Raw genomic sequence first — 22,483 nt, forward strand, 5'->3', positions numbered from 1 at the left:
AAATATCGCTGGGGAATCGTTTTGGATTGGGATGTTGGCACGGTTGGGTCCGGGTGCCGCAGGACTGATTCGCTGTATCTACGATTACCATTCAGTTTCTGGGCTTGAAGATTGATGTTGGGCTGATTATAAGTGGGTCATGGCGCATTAACCGATGCGGTTTCAGAATCAGCAGGATGTTGAAATGACGCTCAATCAGAATACGGCCCTCGATGTGGATCTGCCGGTCAGTCTACCGCAAGTTAATGTTATAACTCTCGATCATCCATGGCAGTGGATCGCGGCAGGATGGCGTGATCTCAAGGCGGCACCATGGATCAGTCTTTCATACGGCGCGGTTTTCTTGTCGTCGAGTTATCTGCTGGTGACGCTGTTAATCTCAATCGGCATGATCTTTTTTATTCCTGCATTGGCAGCCGGGTTTTTTTTGATATCGCCACTGCTTGCCTTCGGATTGTACGATGTCAGTCGCTCACTCGCCCTGGGCGACCAGCCGACATTCCTGGGTAGCCTGATGTCCTGGCGGAGAGCGCCTTTCAGTCTTCTGGCCATGGGGCTGATCCTGATGCTGGCGTTCCTGGTCTGGATGATGCTGGCCAACATGGTGTTCGCCATTTTCTTTTTTGGGATAACTCCCGATTTTGCATCCGCGCTTGATGTGCTGTTTTTCTCCGGAGACAGCCCCGCCTTCATGGCTGCGGGTATACTCTCAGGCAGTATTATTGCCTTCGCTGTTTTCTGCATCAGCGTGATTTCGGTGCCCATGATCATGGACAGGAATGCGGATGTGATGAGTGCAGTGATCACCAGTATCCGCTGTGTTTCAACCAATCCCAGACCGTTGCTGCTGTGGGCGGCGCTGATTGTCATGTTTGTCGGACTCGGGCTGGTCACCCTGTTTATCGGCCTGGTTATCTTTATGCCACTGATCGGCCATGCCAGTTGGCACGCCTATCATGATTTGGTGCAACCGCAGGTTGGGTCTGACTGAGCGTCAGTCCGCAGCCATACGTTCTCCTGGCGTGTCCCGTTTCTGATCCATCGTCAGTACAATGGTGTCTCCCCCCCTCCCCACCCGGAGGAGCCTCTGATATGGCCTGGATGAAGCGGATATCCTATACTACGCGGTTTGCAACTGGCGGATGCTGATTGAGCCGGACAGTAGGGGCTGGAAAGCCTCTATGGTACGGATCAGTATTCCGCTGGTGAATTGTATTCCCCCAGGCGTTAAGCGCGGTGAACCAAGGTGTCCAGATGATCAAGATTAATGAAAACTACCAGAAGCTACAGGCTTCATATCTCTTTTCGAATATTGCCAAGCGCGTCAACGCATTTCAGCAATCCAATCAGGACAAGAAGCTGATTAAACTGGGTATTGGTGATGTGACCCGGGCGCTGCCTGACGCCTGTGTCAAGGCGTTCCACCTGGCAGTTGATGAGATGGCCAATGATGCCACGTTCCATGGCTACGGTCCGGAGCAGGGTTATGACTTCTTGCGTGAAGCGATTGCCAAAAATGATTTTCAGGCACGCGGTGCACAGGTTGACGCGGATGAGGTGTTCGTCAGTGACGGGGCCAAATGCGACAGCGGCAATTTCCAGGAGATTTTCTCCACCGATATCACTGTAGCCATCCCGGACCCGGTCTACCCGGTGTACGTGGATACCAATGTCATGGCCGGGCGCAGTGGTAGCTGGGATGCTGAACTGGGTCGTTACGAAAATCTGGTCTATCTGGATGGCAACCGGGACAATGGATTCATTCCTGATCTACCGGATCGACCGGTAGACCTGATCTATCTCTGTTTCCCCAATAATCCAGCCGGTTCGACCGCAACCAGGGAGCAGTTGAAACAGTGGGTGGATTATGCCAAGGCCAATAAGTCGCTGATCCTGTTTGATGCCGCCTACGAGGCGTTTGTGCAGGATGCGGGTCTGCCTCGTTCGATTTATGAGGTGGAGGGTGCCCGGGAAGTGGCAGTTGAGTTCCGCAGTTTCTCTAAGACCGCCGGCTTTACCGGGACCCGCTGCGCCTATACGGTCGTCCCAAAGGAGTGTATGGCCTATACCGAAGCGGGTCAGGCGGTTTCGGTGCATTCGCTGTGGAATCGCCGCCATACCACCAAGTTCAACAGTGTCTCCTACCCGGTGCAGCGTGCCGCCGAGGCGGTCTATTCCGCGGAGGGCCAGGCGCAGATCAAGGAGCTGATCGCCTACTATCTGAACAATGCGAAATATATCCGTGAAAAGATGGAGGCGTTGGGCTATGAGTGCATTGGTGGTGTCAACTCCCCCTATATCTGGATTGACAGCAAATGTGACTCCTGGGAGTTTTTCGATCGCCTGCTGAATGAGGCGGCGGTGGTCTGCACCCCCGGCGCGGGTTTCGGCAAGTGCGGGGAAGGCTATATACGTATCAGTGCATTCAACAGCTATGAGAATGTCACCGAGGCGATGGAGCGGATCAGCAAAATCCTCTGATTTACCGGACCATAATTAACTTAACCCAGTATATAGCCCCGTACCATTTCACGATGGGCGGGGTTATTCACCCGACCTGGTGTCGGCGTGTTATTGACAGCAGCGAGTGATCGGAAACAGACCATGCCCATTTCCAGTGATTTTGAACAGCGCCTCTACCCCCACATCGAAGAAATCGCACGGCACTTCGGCACCCCGTTCCATCTCTATGACGAACAGGGCATCCGCGAGACGGGTGAGACGCTGAATCGGCTGTTTGCCGGTATTGAGGGATTCAGGGAGTACTATGCGGTCAAGGCGCTGCCCAATCCCCGCATTCTGGAAATCATGCGCTCCCTCGGCTTCGGTTTTGACTGCAGTTCGACCGCGGAACTGCAACTGAGCCGTGCTGCCGGCGCCCGGGGTGAGGATATTATGTTCACCTCCAATAACACCAGCCAGACCGACTTCAAGGCGGCGGCAGCGGAAGGCGGCTGCGTGTTGAATCTGGACGATATCAGTCTGGTGGACAAGGTGCCGGAGATGCCGGAACTGATCTGCTTCCGTTATAACCCGGGTGAGCGGCGTACCGGCAACAGCATTATCGGCACCCCGGTGGAGGCCAAGTACGGGGTGTCCCACGATCAACTGCTGGATGCCTACCGCAAGGCCCAGGCGCGCGGCGCAAAGCGTTTTGGCCTGCACACCATGCTGGCCTCCAATGAGCTCAACTACAGCTATATGGTGGAGACCGCCCGGATGCTGCTGGAGAGCGTGGAGTGGATTTCCGGTGAACTGGGCATTCAGTTTGAATTTGTCAATATCGGTGGTGGTCTGGGTATTCCCTACCGCCCCGAGGACCAGCCCCTGGATATCGCCGCGATGGCACGCGAGATCACCGCGCTGTTTGACGGTTTCAAGCAACGGCACGGCTATGCGCCGCGCATGTATGTGGAGAGTGGCCGCTATATCACCGGTCCCCATGGAGTGCTGGTGACACAGGCGATCAACCGCAAGGAGATCTACCGCACATATATCGGGGTCGACGCCTGCATGTCGGCGTTGATGCGTCCCGGCATGTACGGGGCCTACCACCATATTACCGTGCCCGGCAGATCGGGCGGGGATGAGGTGGTGGATGTGGCCGGTTCCCTGTGTGAAAACAATGACAAGTTCGCCATCCAGCGCAGCCTGCCGAAAATCAGTGACGGTGACCTCATCTGCATCCACGACACGGGCGCCCACGGCCACGCCATGGGCTTTAACTACAACGGCAAGGCGCGACCGAAGGAGCTGCTGCTGTGCTGTGACGGCACGGTCGAACTGATCAGGCGGGAGGAGACCCTGGAGGATCTGTTTGCCACCCTGCGGTTTGAACCGGACAGTTTTAGGCCGTAACAGGTTCATAATCGTATCGGGGTTGGAGTTGGTAGGTTGGGGTGAGGAACGAACCCCAACGTCGAACTTTAGCCGCGAGTGAACGCGAATAAACGAAAATAGTGTGCGACTATTCAGCTATTCCGGTAAACAGGGGATGCAGGGCGTGCTGAGTGCAGCGATGCGCATCCACCGCATCCGGGCTTTGTCGGGTTACGCCTTCGGCTAACGCGACCTACAGCTACTTGTGACGCCCAGGCGAGGGGCGTGCCCATCAGTCATCTTAATCCCGATCCCAATATGATCCGCGTGTATTTGTAGGGGCCAAAGGCCGCATTCAATCTACAGCCAATCGCTAATGTTCAAAGCGCAATCCAGATCAACAGGCCACCCAGCAGCAGCCGGTAAATGACGAACGGCAGCATGCCGATCCGCCCGATCAGCTGCAGAAACAGGTGAATGCAGAGGTAGGCGGAGACAAAGGAGAGCAGGGCGCCGAAAAGCATCGCCGACCAGTCCACCGCTGTCCGGGCAGTAATCAGTTCCAGTGTCACCAAGCTGCCGGACATCAGGATGGTCGGTATCGAGAGCAGAAAGGAGAAGCGTGATGCGGCCTCTCTGGTCAGTCCCAGCATCATGCCGGCGGTCATGGTGATGCCCGATCGGGATGTGCCGGGTATCAGAGCCAGCACCTGAAACAGCCCGATAGTCAGGGCGTCACGCCAGTCGGTTGAATATTCATCCCGCAACTGGGTGCCTTTCCTGTCATACCAGAACAGCAGCAGGCCGAACAGGATGGTGGTTGCGGCGATCACCCAGATCGATCGCAGATCGTGTTCAACCAGGGAGATAAACAGCTCGCCGGCAATCATGATGGGCAGGGTTGCCAGGATCAGCAGCCATACCATTTGCGAGTTTTGTGTCTGGGGTGCCCCCCGGATCAGTGAGCGAAAAAAATCACCAGCCATATCCAGCAGTTCATGCCTGAAGAAGGTGGTAACCGCCAGCAGTGATCCCAGGTGAACCGCCACATCAAAGGCCAGCCCCTGATCCTGATAGCCGAAAAGCATTGGCGTAAGGATAAGATGGGCGGAACTGGAAATCGGCAAGAACTCGGTCAGTCCCTGAACTATGGCGAGTAGGAAAATCTGCAGGCTATCCATGTCAATTGGCGGGTGAATTATAAAGGAGTAGTGGAGAGCAGGCTGCCAGGGCTATATTGATGCTTCGTTATGACACTCCGCTGGCTGTCTTGTCCATCTACCGCATCTGTTCCGGATCTCACGCCAATACGTCCTGGGTCGATTCTGCTGGCGTGCCATCATACCGTTTTGCCCGGTTGTTTTCATGTGACATTTCACTGTTTGTCCGCATGGAGGTACCGCTTGCGCGTCGTGGCCTCATCACCTGGTCGTCAACGCGGCGCAAAATGCTATAGACTTATGGAAACAGTGATCCAGGGGAGTTGAAATGATACCGGTGATTCTTTCGGGTGGTTCAGGCACGCGGCTGTGGCCTCTGTCGCGCAGTCAATATCCCAAGCAATTCCTGCCGTTGGTAACGGACAATACCATGCTCCAGGAGACCCTTATCCGCCTGGATGGTCTGCAGGGGATCGCCGCACCCATCGTGGTATGTAATGAGGATCATCGCTTTATGGTGGCTGAGCAGTTGCGCGAGATGGGTGTCACCGCCCAGGCCATCTTGCTGGAACCGGTAGGGCGCAATACCGCGCCTGCGGTGGCACTGGCCGCCCTGGCGGCGGAATCACCGGATGAACTGTTGCTGGTGCTCGCCGCGGATCATGTCATCGTGGACATGCCGGCTTTCCATGCGGCGATCGCCAGGGCGGCTGAGGCGGCGACGGCAGACAGGCTGGTAACCTTTGGTGTGGTGCCGACCGGACCCGAGACCGGTTATGGATATATCCGGCGGGGAGAAGCGGGCGCTTGGGATAATATCTATACCGTTGACTCCTTTGTCGAAAAGCCGGATCTGGCAACGGCTCGAGGCTATGTCAGTTCTTCCGACTATTACTGGAACAGCGGCATGTTCGTGTTCAAGGCCTCACAATATCTGCAAGCACTGGAACGGCATCACCCGGAGATGCTTGCCGCCTGCAAGCATGCCTATGCGAGCAGCAGGCGGTCGCCTGATTTTGTCCGACTGGACAAGGATGCCTTTACCGCCTGTCCGGCGGATTCCATAGATTACGCCGTGATGGAGAAGACCGACCGGGCAGTCGTGGTGCCTCTGGATGCCGGGTGGAATGATGTGGGGTCGTGGTCGGCGCTATGGGAAGTGACGACCAAGGATGGTCAGGGCAATTCACTGAAGGGGGACGTGCTGAGTGTCGATACCCACAACTCCTATATCCAGTCCGAGAACAAACTGGTGGCCGTGGTTGGCCTGGACGACATGGTGGTGGTGGAGACGGATGATGCGGTGATGGTATCGCCCAAGTCCCGGGTGCAGGAAGTGAAGCAGATTGTCGATCTGTTGCGGGTTGCCGGGCGTAGTGAGAGCGAACTGCATCGCAAGGTGTATCGCCCCTGGGGCTACTACGACTCCATCGATCTGGGGGAACGGCACCAGGCGAAACGGATCGTGGTCAATCCGGGCGCCAAGCTGTCTTTGCAGATGCACCACCACCGGGCCGAGCACTGGATCGTGGTCAAGGGCACCGCCAGTGTCACCCGGGGTGAAGAGGTGCTGCTGCTGACCGAAAATCAGTCCACCTATATCCCGATCGGCACCACCCACAGCCTGGAGAATCGGGGGGTCATACCGCTGGAGATGGTGGAGGTCCAGACCGGCAGTTACCTGGGTGAGGATGATATCGTCCGCTTTGAAGACCTGTATGGCAGGACAGAATCCTAAACTGAATTATACCTGCAACTCCTGTAGCTGACCGGGCAACACGCCGGGTGAATTCACGGCGCTGTCAGCGCAGGCGCTCCTGTATCTCTTTCTCCAGCGCCTCGAACTGCTCGCGGCTGGCGAGCGGTTTGTCATTTCTATCAGTGATGAAAAAGGTGTCTTCCGCCTCGGCGCCGATGGTGGCGATCTTGGCGTTGATCAGTTTTATTTTGCATTTTGCGAAGGCATAGCCGACCTGAGAGAGCAGGCCGGGGCGATCATCGGTCAGCAGTTTCATGATGGTGCGCTGATTGCCGTAGTCCTGCACAAAGTCGATGCGGGTTGGGGTGGAGAAGTGTTTCAGCCGCCTGGGGATACGGCGGGATACGACGAGATTGGCAGATTCCGGATCGATCAGGGTGTCTCTCAGCAGGTCGCAGATCTCGTCTCTTCTGCCGGCCTCTTCGACCGGGCTGCCGTCCTGTTCCAGTACCAGGAAACTGTTCAGCGTAAGGTTGGTATGGGTGGTTTCGATACGGGCGCTGACAATGTTCAGGCCCAGCTGATCGAGCAGGCTGGTGATGATGGCGAACAGGTCATCCCGGTCCGCTGCATAGAGGAAAATCTCGCTACCGCCGCGGGTGCTGGATTTACGTAACAGCACTAACGGCAGCTGCTCCGGTGTGCTGGCGAGGATCATCCGGGTCTGCCAGGCGATCTCCTCCCAGGTATGGTAGAGAAAGTAATCGAGACTGAGAGTCGTCCAGTGTGCAATCGCGCTGTCCGGGTCCAACCCTTCCGATTTCAGCAGATGCAGGGCGCCGGCCTGCTTGTTCTGCACAATCTCATCCCGCTCCTGGGGGTTCTGCAGGCCGCGCAGCAGCGCCTGTTTGGTGGCGATGTAGAGTTCCCGGAGCAGGGAGTTTTTCCAGCTGTTCCACTTTTTTGGGTCGGTTGCGCGGATATCCGCCATGGTGAGCAGGTAGAGATAGTCCAGATGCACGGGGTTTTTCACCATCTGGGCAAAATCGCGGATCACGTCCGGATCACTGGTGTCCTTGCGTTGAGCGGTGATGGACATCAGCAGATGCTTTTCCACCAGCCAGGAGACCAGGCGACTGTCATAGTCGCTCAGGCCGTGCAGTTTGCAGAAGTCCCAGGCATCCTTGGCACCCAGTTCGGAGTGGTCGCCGCCGCGGCCCTTGGCGATATCGTGGAAGATAGCGGCGATGTAGATCAGTTCGGGTTTCGGCAGTTTCTCCATGATATCGCTGCAGAGCGGGAATTCGCCACGGTACTGCGGCACCGTCAGACGCCGCAGATTACGCACGACAAACAGGGTGTGCTTGTCCACGGTGAATACATGGAACAGGTCGTACTGCATTCTGCCGACGATATTCAGGAAGGCGGGAATGTAGCGGGCCAGAATGCCATAGCGGTTCATGCGCCGCAGTTCGTGGGTGATGCCGACGGGTTGACGGAGGATCTCCATGAACAGGCTGCGCGCGCGGATGTCGGCGCGGAAATCGTCGTCGATCAAGTGCCGGTGCTTGCGAATCAGCCGGATGGTGCTCGCCCTGACGCCGTTCAGTTCCGGATGCTGTTCCATGACCAGAAACAGTTCCAGAAGCGCCAGCGGATACTGGGTAAATATGTCCTTGTGCACCACCTCCAGAAAACCGCTTCTGGACTGGAACCGACGGTTGATCGGCTTCGGCTCATCGAGGTGGCATTTCAGCAGAATCACCTCCTGGAACAGCTGCAACAGCAGTTCGTTCATCCGCCGCAGACGCAATGCGGTACGATAATACTGCTGCATGAATTTCTCGACTCCCAGCTCCTGTTTATCGTCTTCGTAGCCGAACTGGGAGGCCAGGGTGCGTTGATAGTCAAACAGAATGCGATCCTCCCGGCGCCCGGTCAGGAGGTGGAGCGCGAAGCGGATGCGCCAGAGATAGTCCTGGCAGTCCATCAGATCCAGGTACTCCTCTTCGGTCAGGAAACCGTGCACCACCAGATCGTGCATGGTCTTGGCGCCATAGTGGCGCTTAACCACCCACCCAATCATCTGGATATCGCGCAGGCCACCCGGACTCTCCTTGATATTGGGCTCCAGATTGCTGATGGTCTCCTCATACCGGAGATAGCGCTGTTTCTGCTCCTCCCACTTGGCGGTAAAAAACCGCTCGCTCGGCCAGATACTGTCCGGACCGGTGGAAGCCTGCATCTGCTGGAACAAGGCCTCCTGCCCGGCCAGCAGTCGGGCCTCCATGATATTGGTGGCGATGGTAATGTCCTGTTTTGCCTCGCTGACGCACTCGGCAACTGTGCGGACACTGTGGCCCACTTCGAGTCCAATATCCCAGAAGAAGGTCAGCAGTTCGGCCAGGGTTTCGGAATGGCGATCCGGGTCCTGTTCATCCAGTAGAATCATCAAGTCGATGTCGGAACCGGGGTGGAGTTCCATGCGGCCATAACCACCGACCGCAATCATGGCTGCTTCCGCATCGGCAGGCATTTTCAACTTCCAGGCCTGGAGCAGCAGGTTGTCGATCATCTGGGCGCGCATCGGCACCAATGCGGTAATCGGGTCGCCCTGTTCAAAGCGGGTCTTGAGTACCTGATAGACCTGTTTGATGGCGTTACGGAATATCGGTAGCGGGTTGGTTGCCCCTTCAAGCTGACTGGCAAACTGGCCAGGGTCGAAACTTATTTCGGAGGTCATTGGCGGGAACCGGAGTCAGGCAATGGACTGGGCAGGCTGTTCCCGCTCCTCGTCTCGCAGGGTGAGTACCTCATAACCCGTTTCGGTTACCAGAATGGTGTGTTCCCATTGGGCGGACAGACTGCGATCCTTGGTGACCACTGTCCAGCCATCCGGCAGCATCTTGACCTGGCGTTTGCCGGCATTGATCATGGGTTCGATGGTAAAGCACATCCCGGGAAGCAGCTTGATACCGGTTCCTGGTGATCCATAATGGAGCACCTGGGGGTCCTCATGAAAACCGCGACCGATCCCATGTCCGCAATATTCATGCACCACCGAGTAGTTATGGGATTCGGCATATTGCTGGATGATGTGGCCGATATCTCCCAGGTGGGCGCCCGGTTTTACCTGGTTGATGCCGAGCCAGAGTGCCTCGTAGGTCACCTTGGTCAGTCTCCTGGCAAGAATTGAGGCGTCACCGACCAGGAACATCTTGCTGGTATCGCCATGAAAGCCATCCTTGATAGTGGTGATATCAATATTGATAATATCGCCGTTCTTAAGCTTTTTATTCCCTGGTATTCCATGGCAGACCTGATGATTTACCGAGGTGCAGATGGACTTGGGAAAGCCGCGATAGTTGAGCGGGGCGGGAATGGCGTTCTGTACGTTGATGATATAGTCATGGCACCGCTGATCCAGTTCATCCGTGGTGATACCGGGTTGCACATAAGGAGCAATCATCTCCAGCACCTCGGCCGCCAGCCGGCCGGATACCCGCATCTTTTCGATCTCTTCGGGGGTTTTGACGATTACACTCATACTCGTTGCGTATCCTGTGGTTTCTGAAAGGCGCTGTTACCTGACTATCGGTTCAATTTTCAGGCTTAATGCTATAAATACCTATTGTAAAGGTTAATTTTGCCACATTCATCTCTGCTTGCCATGGGGTTGAATTTATTTCCGTGACTGTGATGTCGGAGTGTGTCAGGCGCTGTTTTCCGGCCGATGCCGATTGTCGCACTGCGGCTTCTGTGGTATAAAACGCGCCCTTGGTCCGTCAACCGCAACTTGTGGAGGGCCAGGGACGGCAGGATAGCATCCGCCGAACTACTTCACACACGTACCGGCACAGCTGTCGGGGTGCCCGGGAAACCGGGTCGCCAGTTGGGGTACGTGGAGGACTAACCCGTACAATTCGGAGCAATACATGAGCAACATCTCGATGCGTCAGATGCTTGAGGCTGGCGTGCACTTCGGTCATCAGACCCGCTATTGGAACCCCAAAATGGGGGCCTACATCTTCGGTCATCGCAACAAGATTCATATTATGAATCTTGACAAGACCCTTCCACTGTACAAAGAAGCCATGAATTTCATGGGTTCGCTGGCTGCAAATGGCGGCAAGATTCTATTTGTCGGTACCAAGCGCGCTGCCAGCGAAACCATCAAGGAAGAGGCGACACGCTGTGGCATGCCCTATGTGAACCACCGCTGGCTGGGCGGCATGCTGACCAACTTCAAGACCATCAAACAGCGCATCAAGCGCTTGAAGGATCTTGAAGCGATGTTTGAAGACGGCACCATTGAGCGTTTCAACAAGAAAGAGGCCCTTGGCCTGCGTCGCGAAATGGAAAAGCTTGATCGCAGCCTGGGCGGCATCAAGGAGATGAACAGCCTGCCGGACGTGCTGTTCGTGATCGATACCGGACACGAGGATATTGCCGTCGCTGAAGCCCGCAAGTTGGGTATTCCCGTGGTTGGTGTGGTGGATACCAACAACAACCCCGACAACATTGACTACGTGATCCCGGGCAACGATGACGCCATCCGTGCGATTCAGCTCTATGTGCAGGGCGCCGCGGCGGCAGTTCTGGAAGGACGTGCCAGTGCGGCCCATCTGGGTGGCAAAGAGGGCAGCGTTGACGAGTTCGTCGAAGTCCCTGAAGAGAAGGCCAAGGCAGCAGAATAACAACTGCCTGCCGGCTTTGTCGGAAAACCAGGCGGGCCCTGCTCATCAGGCGCCCGCCCACTTTAACTGATAGCGACTACTCCGTTAGCTTAACAAAACCGCTGAGGTGCCTATCCGGACACGGCGATGCGCATATCACATCATCCGATTTAGCATTGCACGACTGTTCGGGTTTCAAGCCGCTATCTACTTACTAGCTTTAAATAAGCGAGGAATTACGAATCATGGCGATTACAGCCTCTCTGGTAAAGGAACTGCGTGAACGGACCGGTTCCGGCATGATGGAATGCAAGAAGGCATTGGTCGAGACCAATGGCGATATCGATGCGGCCATCGAAAACATGCGTAAATCAGGACAGGCAAAGGCTGCCAAAAAGGCAGGGCGCACCGCTGCTGACGGCCTGATAGTCATCCAGATGACCGATGACAACAAAAAGGGTGTCATGGTTGAAGTCAACTGTGAAACCGATTTTGTTGCCAAGGATGAGAATTTCACCTCTTTTGCCAACGCCGTGGCACAGCGTGCCCTGGCATCGGAAGTGGCCACCGTTGAAGAGCTGCTGAATGCCCCGCTGCACGATGGGGAAGAGACCACGGTAAATACCGCTCGTGAAGCACTCATCGTAAAGATTGGCGAGAATATGAATGTTCGCCGGTTTGAGCGCTTCGAGTCCGCCAATGGCCGCCTGGCCAGCTACAGTCACGGCTCGCGCATCGGCGTGGTGGTGGATATCGAAGGCGGGGACGACGATTTGGCGAAGGACATTGCCATGCATGTGGCCGCGAGCAATCCAACCTGCGTCTCCGAGGAGCAGGTGCCCGCTGATCTGGTGGAAAAAGAGCGCGAAATCTTCAAGGTACAGGCGCTGGAAAGCGGCAAGCCGGAAAATATCGTGGACAAGATCGTTGACGGTCGGGTGCGCAAGTACTTGTCCGAGATCACCCTGTTGGGTCAGGCTTTTATCAAGGACCCGGATACCACTGTGGAAAAACTGCTCGCCGGTGTCGGTGCCACCGTCAACGGCTTCAAGCGGTTTGAGGTAGGCGAGGGAATCGAAAAGAAGCAGGAAAACTTCGCCGACGAGGTAATGGCGCAGGTCCGCGGTGAATAAGTGAAGTGAAAACAGTCCCGGTCTCCCGGGACTGTTTTTATCTTTACCTTTCCTTGAACAGAATATTTTAGAGAATCCGTATGTCTGAGTTGATCTGCCGGCGCATCCTGCTCAAATTGAGTGGTGAAGCGTTAATGGGTGCGGGAGCTTTCGGTATTGACCCTGAAGTGATTGCCAGGGTGGCTGAAGATATCAAAGGACTTGTTGACTCCGGCATTCAGGTTGGCCTGGTGATTGGCGGCGGGAACATTTTTCGTGGTGAAGGGCTCGCCAAAGCCGGTATGGACCGGGTTTCCGGTGATCATATGGGTATGCTGGCGACGGTGATGAACGCCCTGGCCATGCAGAATTCACTGTTGAAGCTGGGTGTTGCTGCCCGTACCATGTCCGCCATCAGTATGGAGCAGGTGTGTGAGACGTACGTACGCAGGAAGGCAGTGGAATACCTGGAAGATGGCGTAGTCGTGCTGTTTGCCGCCGGTACGGGCAATCCGTTCTTTACCACCGATTCGGCTGCCAGTCTGCGGGCAATCGAAATCGATGCCGACCTGATGATCAAGGCAACCAAGGTCGACGGGGTATATTCGGCCGACCCGATGAAAGATCCCAAGGCCGAATTTTACCCCCGCATCAGCTATGATAAGGCGCTGGCTGATGACCTGAAGGTGATGGATGCGACGGCAATAGTATTGTGTCGCGATAACGGTATGCCATTGCGGATAATGAATATCAATACCCCGGGTGCCTTGCTGCGTCTGGTGAAAGGCGAAGAAATCGGTTCCCTTGTGGAGAGTGGAAATGATCGATGACATAAAAAAAGACGCGACTACGCGCATGGGAAAAAGTGTAGATGCACTGGATCATGAACTGGCAAAGGTGCGGACGGGCCGGGCACACCCCAGTCTGCTGGACCACCTCACGGTCTCATACTATGGTTCCGATGTACCGCTCAGCCAGGTAGCCAATGTCACGGTGGATGATGCCCGTACCCTGGCTATCACCCCGTGGGAAAAGAATATGGTGCAAACCATCGAGAAGGCGATCATGAATTCCGATCTCGGTCTGAATCCGAATTCCGCCGGAACGGTTATCCGGGTGCCGCTGCCGCCGCTGACCGAAGAGCGCAGAAAAGATCTGATCCGGGTTGTGCGTGGAGAAGCCGAACAGGCCCGGGTTGCGGTGCGGAATATTCGGCGTGATGCCAACAGTGAACTGAAAAACCTGGTAAAAGAGAAGCTGATCTCTGAGGATGACGAGCGGCGCGGCCAGGAGATAATTCAGAAACTGACCGACCAGCACATCAAAGAGATTGATGAGCATCTTGCGGTCAAAGAGAAGGATCTGATGTCGATCTGACCTGATACATCGGATTGCTGACGGGTATGGCCCGCTCTATATCCAGGGCGCACTATGCCGACGAGGTACCCGGGGTCAAAGTCGAATTTGCGATCAGTTCCCGGAATGGAATCCGGGGAGGTTGTGCAAATCTGGCTCTGACCCCTTAAAGTTAGATAACAGACAATCTACACAATGCAGCAGCGGACAGAGGATTCTGGGTTTAATGGAGGTTGATGGAGTGACCCGGTTGCCACGGCATGTCGCCATAGTAATGGATGGCAACGGCCGGTGGGCAGCGCAGCGAAAGCTGCCTCGCCATGCCGGACATCAGGCGGGTGTCAAATCGGTCCGTACCAGCGTGGAGCAGTCGGTAAAGCACGGTATTGAGGTGCTTACACTATTCGCCTTCAGCAGCGAAAACTGGAAACGGCCACAAAAAGAGGTCACCCTGCTGATGGATCTTTTTATGGTGGCCTTACAGCGTGAAGTAAAGCGTTTAAATCGTAACAATGTCCAGCTGCGGGTCATCGGCGATCGCAGTGCATTTTCCGGGAAACTTCAGCAGCGTATCGCTTCTGCCGAAGCTGACACGGCCGGCAACGATGGCCTGGTGCTGCAAATTGCCGCCAATTATGGTGGTCGCTGGGATATCGTTCAGGCGGTCAGGCATCTGGCCAAAAGAGTGGAGTCTGGTGAATTGTCGGCGGATCAGATCACCGAGTCTGCCATAGCCTCCGCGCTCTCCTTTTCTGATTTGCCCGATCCGGATCTGTTTATCAGGACCGGGGGTGAACAGCGCATCAGCAATTTCATGCTTTGGCAATCCGCTTATACCGAACTCTATTTTACCGATGACTACTGGCCGGATTTTGATGCTGGAGCTTTCGATAACGCACTTCACTATTATGCCGGCCGCCAACGGCGTTTCGGTATGACCGGGGAGCAGGTGCCAACCCACACATCCCCTGATCCGACAGACTGATTATGCTACTGCATCGGATTTTAACCGCACTGGTTCTGTTGCCACTGGTGATTGGAGGGGTGCTCTACCTGCCGACCACGGGCTTCGCCCTTTTGTTGGCCGCAGTGATTCTCCTGGGGACGGATGAATGGACGCGGCTGGCTGAGTTTACGAAATTCCCTGAACGAATTTTCTATCTGCTGACCATGGCGCTGGCCATGGCAGTACTCTACGTTGTCTTGCCTAACCAGTGGGTGAGTTTGGGATTGTTTGCGGGTGCCGCCTTCGGCTGGTTTGTGATCAGCTTGATAATTATCCGTTATCGGCCGGAGAAACCGCTTGAGCCAGGCCGACCAGTCAAACTGCTGATCGGTTATTTTGTGCTGTTGCCCACCTGGGCGGCACTGGTCTATCTGCATAACTATGGTCCCCAGGGACCTGCTCTGGTGCTATTTGCCCTGTCGCTCTCCTGGGTGGCCGATACCGGCGCCTACTTTGCCGGCAGACAGTGGGGAAAGATCAAGCTGTCCCCCCATATCAGCCCGAAAAAGACCCGCGAGGGTGTCTACGGTGCCCTGGCTGCAGTCGCGTTGTGGAGCGGGCTGTTGATCTGGTTGCGCCCGGAAACGGGTACCGTATCCCAGGTTGTAACGCTCTGCCTGCTGGTTTGCCTGGTGTCGGTGGTTGGCGATCTGTTCGAAAGTCTGCTGAAACGACAGGCCGGTATTAAGGACAGCGGTAATCTACTGCCCGGTCATGGGGGTATACTGGATAGAATTGACAGTCTGACAGCGGTGGCGCCGGTGTTTACCCTGGGACTGTTGTTACTTGGGGGTGGCAGGTGATCGGCTTGACAGTATTGGGCTCGACCGGTTCTATCGGTATCAGCACGCTGGATGTGGTTGCGCGACACCCGGACCGGTATCGTATCGTTGCCCTGACTGCCAACCGGGATGTGGATGGGCTCTACCGGCAGTGCCTGCAGTTTCGGCCGGATTATGCAGTCATGGCGCATCGAGATGCGGCGCTCAGCCTGGAGCAACGGCTCAAGGAGGCGGGATCGTCGATCAATGTGCTGGCCGGCGTGGAGGGACTGGAACATGTCGCCTCTATTTCCGATGCCCACTATGTCATGGCGGCCATTGTCGGTGCTGCCGGTCTGTTGCCGACACTGGCGGCGGCCAGGGCGGGCAAGCGGGTGTTGCTGGCCAATAAAGAGGCGCTGGTAGTGGCTGGTGAGCTGTTCATGCAGGCCGTTGAGCAGGGCGGGGCGGAAATCCTGCCGATCGACAGCGAGCATAATGCGGTATTTCAGTGCATGCCGGCCGATTTCTCGCACGGGTTGGACCAGGTGGGTGTTTCCCGCATCCTGTTGACGGCATCCGGAGGGCCTTTTCGCACACTCTCGCTGGATCAGCTTCAGGACGTGACACCGGATCAGGCCTGTGCCCACCCCAACTGGGATATGGGGCGCAAGATATCGGTGGATTCCGCCACCATGATGAACAAGGGTCTGGAGGTGATTGAGGCCTGCTGGCTGTTCCATACGACGCCGGACCGGATCAAGGTGGTGTTGCATCCGCAAAGCGTTATTCACTCCATGGTTGCCTATACGGATGGCTCGGTGCTCGCGCAACTGGGCAATCCCGATATGCGTACCCCGATCGCCCATGCTCTGGCGTGGCCGGAGCGCATCGAATCCGGGGTGGCCCCTCTGGATCTGTTTGATGTGGCTCGACTCGATTTTGAGCCGCCCAGTCTGGAGCGGTTTGCCTGTCTCCGGCTTGCCTATGAAGCGATCGAGGCGGGCGGTACCAGCCCGGCTATCCTGAATGCGGCCAATGAGATGGCTGTGGATGCTTTTCTTTCCGGAAAACTGCGATTTACCGATATCCCCGGGGTGATTGGTTCGGTACTCGATACCCTGCCGGGAGAGCATGGTGCCGATCTGGATACCCTGCTTGCGATTGATGAGTCGGCCCGCCGGCGGGCGGAACAATTGATCCGTAACAGGGTCTGAGCTAATCGCCATGTCTTCATTTCTATTTACAGTTGCATCGTTCGTTGTTGCCCTCGGAATCCTGATCGCGGTTCACGAGTTCGGGCACTTCTGGGTCGCCAGAAAACTGGGTGTCAAGGTGTTACGGTTTTCCATCGGATTCGGAAAACCGTTGCTGACATTCCGTGGGCGGGCGTCATCACCTGATGCGTCGGAAGGTGTTCGACTCTCCGAGGCGGATCTGGGGACCGAGTATGTGGTGGCGGCGATACCCTTGGGCGGCTATGTGAAAATGCTCGATGAGCGCGAGGGGGATGTCCCCCCGCGTTATCTGAGCCAGGCCTTCAACAGACAATCAGTTGCGGTTCGTTCGGCGATTGTTGCGGCCGGGCCACTGTTCAATTTTGCCTTTGCCCTGCTGGCCTTCTGGTTTATCGGTGTGTATGGGGATACCGGTTCTCGCCCCTGGATCGGTCAGGTGACCGAGGCGACCATCGCCGCCGAGGCGGGATTCAGCGCCGATGATGAGATTCTTTCCGTGGGTGATACCTTGACCCCCACCTGGGAAGCCGCCGTTTACACGCTGCTGACGGATGCCACCTCGGGCGATGATGTGGTCGTCAAGGTGCGGGATGTTGCCGGTCTTGAGCAGTTGCGCATATTGCCGGGTGGTCGTCTGCTGGGATTGGCTGAGGACGGCCGGTTACTGGAGCGTATTGGCCTGTCGCCAAAACGACCGGTGATTGAGCCGGTTATCGGCCAGGTTGTGGCGGGGGAGGCGGCCGAATCCGCCGGCATTGAAGTCGGTGATCGGGTTATTTCGGTCGACAATCAGGAGGTGAACTCCTGGTCCGAACTGGTCGACTACATCCAGAAACACCCGGCATCACTGGTTGAAATGGAGATTTCCCGCGCAGGTGCGGAGCATCGGATCAAGCTCATTGTCGGCCAGATGACACGTGGTGACCAGACTGTCGGGCGGATAGGTGCGGGACCCCATGTGCCTGAGGGGCTGTTCGATGACTACCGGGTGGAGGTGCGGTATGGCCCTCTGGATGCGGTGGCCATGGCCGCAGTCAAGACCGGAGATATGTCACTGTTTATGCTGAAAATGCTCGGCAGGATGTTGACTGGAGAGATCTCTGTCAGAAACCTCAGCGGGCCTATTTCGATAGCCCAGACCGCAGGTCGGACGGCGAGTTTCGGGCTTACCCAGTTCCTCAAGTTTTTGGCTCTGGTCAGTATCAGTCTGGGCGTGCTTAATCTACTGCCGGTTCCGATACTGGATGGCGGGCACCTGTTCTACTTCCTGGTAGAGGCGATCAAGGGGAGTCCGGTTTCCGAGGCCGCACAGGCCTTCGGACAGCGAATCGGGTTGGCGATTCTGCTGGGCCTGATGACCCTGGCGTTCTATGTGGATATCACGCGCCTGTTCAATTCGTAATTAATTTGGTCTGCCCCTTGGGCGTGGTGGAAAGATTATTTATACTAGGGCACTTTTCCTGTTCGCGGGTCCTCTAGTCGGATGCGTGTAATTTGTAAAGGTTATTATTATCAGTGCCTTACGATCATCTTTTTGGTTTGTCTTAAAGAGATCATATTTCGCGGCCGCCATCTACCCTGGAGTTAACAGGATCAGCAATGGTTAATCCAGATTCCGGTATGATGAGAGGCTCTGTTGTCATGGACAGACTTAAAATAACAAAATCTTATAAAGACAATATGAATCTGGTTACTCAGTCTCGATTTTTGCTGCTCCTTGTCATCCTGCTGCTTCCTCAATTGGTTCTTGGTGAAACCTTTGTGGTGAAGGATATTCGGGTTGATGGACTCCAGCGTATCTCACCGGGAACGGTCTTTAACTATTTACCGGTAAAGATTGGTCAACAGATCGAGTCCGATGAGACGGGAGAGATCATCCGTGTGCTCTATAAGACCGGTTTTTTCAAGGATGTAAAGCTGGAGCGGCAAGGGGATGTGCTGATCGTCTTTGTGACCGAACGCCCCGCGATCGCCAAAATCGAGATTGAAGGAAACAAATCACTTGAGACTGAACCGCTGCTGCTGGCGCTGAAGGATATCGGTCTCGCGGAAGGCCGGGTGTTCAATCGTTCGGTATTGGATAAGATTGAGCAGGAATTGCAGCGGCAGTATTTCAATCTTGGTAAATATGCCGTCAAGCTTTCATCTACCGTGACGCCGCTTGAACGTAACCGGGTGGCGATCAATATTGATATTTCGGAAGGTGGAACGGCCAGAATCAAGAAAATCAACATCATCGGCAACAGTGCCTTTGATGAAGAGGATCTGCTGGATGAGTTCTCCCTGAACACGACAGGCTTCCTTTCCTCCTTTACCAAGGATGACCAGTACTCCCGGCAGAAGCTCTCGGGCGATCTGGAGAAGCTGCGCTCGTTCTACCTGGACCGCGGCTATATCAATTTCAAGATCACCTCGACACAGGTCTCCATTACCCCGGACAAAAAGGATATCTATGTCACGGTCAATATCGAAGAGGGTGATGTATACACCATTAACGATATCCTCCTGACCGGCGATCTGGTATTGCCCAAGGAAGCCTTTTTTCCCATGATTCATCTGGTTCGGGGCGAAGTGTTCTCCAGAAAACAGGTGATTGGCAGCGCGGAGCGCATCAATACCCTGCTGGGTAATAACGGCTATGCATTCGCCAATGTAAACAGCATCCCGGATATTGACGAAGAGAAGAAACAGGTGGCTGTCACCTACTTTGTTGATCCCGGAAAGCGGGTCTATGTCCGCCGCATCAACATGAAGGGCAACAGCGATACCCGTGATGAAGTCTTGCGTCGTGAAATGCGCCAGCTCGAGTCCGCCTGGTACTCTGCAGAGCAGGTGACCCGTTCGCGTGAACGTCTGCAGCGGCTGGGGTTTTTCGACGAGGTTAACGTGGAGACTCCCGCCGTGCCGGGTTCCACCGATCAGGTGGATGTGAATCTCACAGTGGTGGAAAAGCCGATGGGCAATCTGATGGCGGGCATCGGTTTCTCCCAGTCCGACGGTTTTATTTTCAGCACCAGCCTTACCCAAAGGAACTTCCTGGGAACGGGCAAGCAGGTCTCCCTGGCATTTGATAACAGTGACTCCAGTACTCACTACCGGATCGGTTATGTCAATCCCTACTATACCGTGGATGGCATCAGCCGCGGGTTTAACCTGAGTTATCAGAAAACCGACTTTGACGAGGTGGATACGGCCAGATACCTGACCGATACAGGTGTGGCCGGCGTGGTGTTCGGTGTACCAATCACCGAGACGGACCGGGTGAATTTCACCATGGATCTGATGCACACCACCTACAAGCCGGCGGATGACGCATCGACTGAAGTGGTTGCATTCGAGACCGAAAACGGCGATACCTTCCTCGATTTCAAGCTCGGTACCAGCTGGAGTCGGGATTCCCGTGACTCCTCCCTGATGCCCACCAAAGGGGGGATGCAGAGCCTGAGCGCGTCAGCGACCATGCCGGGCAGTGATCTGGAGTACTATAAAATCGCCTATCGACATAAACGCTATTTCCCTTTGAATAGCGCCTTTACCCTGGCGCTCAACGGGGATCTCGCCTATGGTGACGTCTACGGCGACACCTCACAGTTGCCCTTGTGGGAGAACTTCTTTGCCGGCGGCATCAAGACGGTCAGGGGCTACAAGGACTACAGCTTGGGTCCCCGTGACACACCAAATAACGACGCGCTTGGCGGCAACGTCAAGGTTGTCGGTAATGCCGAACTGTTCTTCCCGGCACCCTTCAAGCTGATGGAGAAAACTATCCGGCTGGGGCTGTTTTTTGATGCGGGTAATGTATTTTCCACCAATGGCGGGAACGATATAGATCTGGGTGAGCTGAGGTACTCTGCCGGGGCCTCGGCCTTCTGGCTCTCTCCCATGGGTGCGCTGGGCGTGAGCCTGGGTGTTCCACTCAATGAAAAACCGGGTGATGAGACTGAGATATTCCAGTTCACCTTCGGCACCGCATTTTAAGCATCAGGAGATAAAATTGAAGAAGTCAGTCCTAAGTATTCTTGCGATTTTACTGTTCAGTCTGATTTCGGTCGCGAACGCAGCCGATTTTAAGGTTGGCGTTGTTGATCTGAATAAGGTGATGGAAAAATCGCCACAGTCTGAGGCAATCAGCAATTCGCTGAAAAAAGAGTTTCAGGCGCGGGATCAGGACCTGATTGCCAAGGCGAAACAGCTGAAACAGCTTGAGGACAAGCTGGCCCGCGATGCTGCGGTGATGAGTGCGGAAGAGGCCAAAAGGCTTGAGAACGATATCCGTTCACGCCGTCGTCAACTGACCACATCACGGGCGGAATTTCGTGAAGATGCCAATCTGCGTCGAAATGAAGCGGTCAATCGCCTGTTGCGCAAGGTTGGCGAAGTGGTCAGCCAGATTGGCGAAGAGGAAAAGGTTGACGTAATCCTGACCGACGGAGTGGCCTATTTCAATAAACGTGTTGATCTTACAACTAAAGTTTTACAACGCCTTGAAGAGCTCCACAAAACGTCCAAATAGGGTAGGCCAGTGAACGGAGTGGTGTTTCGCCTGGCGGATCTGGCTGCACATGCAGGGGTTGAGTTACTGGGTGACGGCGAGGTGCGCATTACCCATGCCGATACCATACAGGATGCAACCAAAGGTGCGATCTGTTTTCTGGCTAACAGCAAATATCGCCACTACTTATCGAAAACAGAAGCATCCGCGGTAATTCTGTCCCGGGAAGATGCGGCATACTCCCGGACTGCCGGACTGATCTCCGATAATCCCTATCTCACCTACGCCCGGGTGGCCTCTCTGCTTTATCCCGTGTCGGATGTGGCGGGGGGTGTTCACATATCGGCCGTTATCTCCGCTAGTGCGAATGTTGATCCTGACGCCTGGGTGGGACCCTGCGCCGTCATTGGGGAAAATGTGCAGATTCGGTCGGGTGTCAGGATTGGTCCGGGTTGCGTGGTCGATGACGATAGCTTCATTGGTGAAAACAGCCGTCTGGTTGCCAATGTAACCATCTGCTCCGGCACGGTAATCGGCAAAAGGGTGCTGATACACCCCGGGGCGGTCATCGGCAGTGATGGATTTGGCAATGCCAATGACCAAGGTGCATGGGTAAAAGTGCCGCAGATCGGTATTGCCAGGATTGGCGATGATGTAGAGATTGGCGCCAATACCACGATTGATCGGGGTTCCTTGCGGGATACCGTGATCGCCGATGGCGTCAGATTGGATAACCAGATCCAGATTGCCCATAACGTTCGCATTGGCGAACACACGGCAATTGCTGGATGTGCCGGCGTGGCCGGTTCCACCTCGATTGGTAGATACTGTACCTTGGGCGGGGGGGTCGGTCTCTCAGGCCATCTGGAGATTGGGGATAATGTGCATTTCTCCGGCCAGACGCTGGTTACCCGTTCATTTAAGGAGCCGGGATATTACAGCGGGAACCTGCCTGCGGTTCCGAATGGTGAATGGCGAAAAACCATTGCCCGAATCAGGCGCCTGGAAAATGTTATGCAGCGGTTAAGCGCGCTGGAAAAGCAGGTCTTGGCCGATAAGTCTGAAAACAATAGTGATGATCAGGCTTAGGCCGGTCGTCATGAAGTTGATTCGATAACTGTTTTGTCTTGATCGCTGGCAGTGTTACTGCAGCGGCAGGGGGAG

The 22,483-nt window shown here is 55.4% G+C and carries 17 protein-coding genes and 1 pseudogene; 15 read left to right on the plus strand and 3 right to left on the minus strand.

Annotated elements, in window-relative coordinates:
• Positions 1–184: 184 nt before the first annotated feature.
• The 3 genes from ACHZBF_RS06460 (at position 185) to lysA (ending at position 3,858) form a co-directional block, all read left to right on the plus strand.
• Entirely contained in the window at positions 185–991 is an 807-nt protein-coding gene (locus ACHZBF_RS06460; protein ID WP_321527980.1) for a DUF2189 domain-containing protein, read from the plus strand.
• Positions 992–1,254: 263 nt separating this feature from the next.
• Positions 1,255–2,481 (plus strand): LL-diaminopimelate aminotransferase, encoded by a 1,227-nt coding sequence (locus tag ACHZBF_RS06465; protein ID WP_273439006.1) that lies wholly within the window; start codon positions 1,255–1,257, stop codon positions 2,479–2,481.
• 123 nt (positions 2,482–2,604) lie between these two features.
• Positions 2,605–3,858 (plus strand): diaminopimelate decarboxylase, encoded by a 1,254-nt coding sequence (gene lysA, locus ACHZBF_RS06470; protein WP_029133027.1) that lies wholly within the window; start codon positions 2,605–2,607, stop codon positions 3,856–3,858.
• A 341-nt stretch (positions 3,859–4,199) separates the two neighbouring features.
• On the opposite strand, the gene ACHZBF_RS06475 is transcribed toward lysA, so the two are convergent.
• Positions 4,200–5,000, minus strand: coding sequence for an undecaprenyl-diphosphate phosphatase (locus ACHZBF_RS06475; RefSeq protein ID WP_029133028.1), 801 nt, complete (start codon positions 4,998–5,000; stop codon positions 4,200–4,202).
• Positions 5,001–5,307: 307 nt separating this feature from the next.
• Here ACHZBF_RS06475 and ACHZBF_RS06480 point away from each other — a divergent pair, with 307 nt between their 5' ends.
• Positions 5,308–6,717: a mannose-1-phosphate guanylyltransferase/mannose-6-phosphate isomerase gene (locus ACHZBF_RS06480; protein WP_321527981.1), complete on the plus strand. Its 1,410-nt coding sequence runs from the start codon at positions 5,308–5,310 to the stop codon at positions 6,715–6,717.
• Positions 6,718–6,781: 64 nt separating this feature from the next.
• Here the strand turns inward: ACHZBF_RS06480 and glnD are convergent, their stop codons facing one another.
• Both glnD and map read right to left on the minus strand, forming a co-directional pair.
• Positions 6,782–9,421, minus strand: a complete 2,640-nt coding sequence (gene glnD / locus ACHZBF_RS06485; protein WP_321527982.1) for a [protein-PII] uridylyltransferase — start codon at positions 9,419–9,421, stop codon at positions 6,782–6,784.
• A gap of 15 nt (positions 9,422–9,436) precedes the next feature.
• A pseudogene (gene map, locus ACHZBF_RS06490) lies at positions 9,437–10,228 on the minus strand (type I methionyl aminopeptidase); the annotation flags it as partial.
• A 400-nt stretch (positions 10,229–10,628) separates the two neighbouring features.
• On the opposite strand from map, the gene rpsB reads away from it, so the two are divergent.
• The 11 genes from rpsB (at position 10,629) to lpxD (ending at position 22,408) form a co-directional block, all read left to right on the plus strand.
• A complete protein-coding gene (gene rpsB / locus ACHZBF_RS06495) occupies positions 10,629–11,375 on the plus strand; it encodes a 30S ribosomal protein S2 (protein ID WP_211245088.1) in 747 nt (248 codons plus the stop codon).
• 224 nt (positions 11,376–11,599) lie between these two features.
• Positions 11,600–12,487: a translation elongation factor Ts gene (tsf, locus tag ACHZBF_RS06500; RefSeq protein ID WP_288106971.1), complete on the plus strand. Its 888-nt coding sequence runs from the start codon at positions 11,600–11,602 to the stop codon at positions 12,485–12,487.
• Positions 12,488–12,567: 80 nt separating this feature from the next.
• Positions 12,568–13,296 (plus strand): UMP kinase, encoded by a 729-nt coding sequence (gene pyrH, locus ACHZBF_RS06505; protein ID WP_321527983.1) that lies wholly within the window; start codon positions 12,568–12,570, stop codon positions 13,294–13,296.
• Positions 13,286–13,843, plus strand: coding sequence for a ribosome recycling factor (gene frr, locus ACHZBF_RS06510; protein WP_029133035.1), 558 nt, complete (start codon positions 13,286–13,288; stop codon positions 13,841–13,843). The genes pyrH and frr overlap by 11 nt, the downstream gene beginning before the upstream one ends.
• Before the next feature lie 205 nt (positions 13,844–14,048).
• Positions 14,049–14,807, plus strand: a complete 759-nt coding sequence (locus tag ACHZBF_RS06515; protein ID WP_321527984.1) for an isoprenyl transferase — start codon at positions 14,049–14,051, stop codon at positions 14,805–14,807.
• Positions 14,808–14,809: 2 nt separating this feature from the next.
• Entirely contained in the window at positions 14,810–15,631 is an 822-nt protein-coding gene (locus ACHZBF_RS06520) for a phosphatidate cytidylyltransferase (protein ID WP_321527985.1), read from the plus strand.
• Positions 15,628–16,806, plus strand: a complete 1,179-nt coding sequence (gene ispC, locus ACHZBF_RS06525; protein ID WP_029133038.1) for a 1-deoxy-D-xylulose-5-phosphate reductoisomerase — start codon at positions 15,628–15,630, stop codon at positions 16,804–16,806. The genes ACHZBF_RS06520 and ispC overlap by 4 nt, the downstream gene beginning before the upstream one ends.
• A gap of 10 nt (positions 16,807–16,816) precedes the next feature.
• Positions 16,817–18,229: an RIP metalloprotease RseP gene (gene rseP, locus ACHZBF_RS06530; protein WP_321527986.1), complete on the plus strand. Its 1,413-nt coding sequence runs from the start codon at positions 16,817–16,819 to the stop codon at positions 18,227–18,229.
• A gap of 278 nt (positions 18,230–18,507) precedes the next feature.
• A complete protein-coding gene (gene bamA / locus ACHZBF_RS06535) occupies positions 18,508–20,805 on the plus strand; it encodes an outer membrane protein assembly factor BamA (RefSeq protein WP_394707552.1) in 2,298 nt (765 codons plus the stop codon).
• A complete protein-coding gene (locus ACHZBF_RS06540) occupies positions 20,747–21,340 on the plus strand; it encodes an OmpH/Skp family outer membrane protein (protein WP_321527988.1) in 594 nt (197 codons plus the stop codon). Before bamA ends, ACHZBF_RS06540 begins: the two co-directional genes overlap by 59 nt.
• Before the next feature lie 9 nt (positions 21,341–21,349).
• The gene (lpxD, locus tag ACHZBF_RS06545) at positions 21,350–22,408 is read left to right on the plus strand and encodes a UDP-3-O-(3-hydroxymyristoyl)glucosamine N-acyltransferase (RefSeq protein WP_321527989.1); all 1,059 of its coding nucleotides are present in this window, start codon (positions 21,350–21,352) and stop codon (positions 22,406–22,408) included.
• Positions 22,409–22,483: the final 75 nt, after the last annotated feature.

This window comes from Sedimenticola selenatireducens (assembly GCF_963675335.2).
Lineage (GTDB): Bacteria > Pseudomonadota > Gammaproteobacteria > Chromatiales > Chromatiaceae > Sedimenticola > Sedimenticola selenatireducens.